Genomic DNA, 955 nt, shown 5'->3' on the forward strand with positions numbered 1-955 from the left:
TACGAAGTTCGTTTTCCGGGCGCCAGGCTTGGCCATTCAAATAGAGGCCTTGCTCTGTAATAGCCGAGTACATTCTGTCTTTTACCGGGTCATATACCACACCAATTAGAGATTTACCTGTTTTCGAAACCAGGGCGATTGATACAGAATAACCAGGTCTTGCTTGTGTAAAGGCTAGCGTTCCATCTATTGGGTCAATGCACCAAAAAGCTTCTTTTATCAGGCGTTGCTTGTCATCTTCTTGCTCCTCACTGAGTACTGCCAAGTTGTACTTTCTTACGCTGTCGTCCAAATGATCAAGAATTAGCTTCTCACAACGCAAGTCGACTTCGGTTAGTACTTGTGATGCTTCGCTTGAACCTGTCGATTTAGTTAGGATTTCAACTTTCTTATTGGCATAAGTCATTATGACAGCGCCTGCCAGTTGGGCTGCTTCTCGAGCGTATTGAGCGAGTTCCTTGAGATCAGTGGGGGAGAGTTTCATGCCTAACTCTCCTTAGCTTGATTTAGTTGCGAGATTACTTTGCGTGATTGCTGCTCACTGTAGGCGTTGACCTTCCAATGTTCAGGGCTCCAACCTTTAAGGAAGCGGTGAAAGTCGGCCCATGCCACTGAAAATAAAGGGCGCCAGGAGGCTTCAACCTTGCTAGGGTTTATATTGCTTTGGTGTTTGAGCAAAGCCTGTTTAAGTTGTTCAAAGTAGCTATCGAGTAGCTGATTTTCATAGCGCTGGCAGTCTTCTTCATGCAAACAGCTGCCAATAAAGTAGGCCAGATCTTTCATCCCGCAGCCTCCCCCTACGTATTGAAAGTCTACAGCTGCTACAGACTTGCCATCTTCAGAGAAGCAAAAGTTTGCCAACTTGGCGTCGCCATGTACGAAGGTTTGATAAGGGCTGCTTGCGAGTGCGAAGTCGATTCGTGAGGCAGCGCTCTTTAGTGCTTGATCTTCTAGT

The 955-nt window shown here is 46.4% G+C and carries 2 protein-coding genes; both read right to left on the reverse strand.

What is annotated here, in order from left to right:
* Positions 1-484: 3'(2'),5'-bisphosphate nucleotidase CysQ (locus tag A3763_RS09385; RefSeq protein ID WP_304440807.1), on the reverse strand; the 484-nt coding region annotated here is incomplete at its 3' end.
* Between the two features lie 2 nt (positions 485-486).
* The coding region (locus A3763_RS09390) for an oxidoreductase family protein (protein ID WP_156495029.1) at positions 487-955 on the reverse strand (469 nt) is incomplete at its 5' end.

It is taken from the genome of Oleiphilus sp. HI0128 (assembly GCF_001635365.1).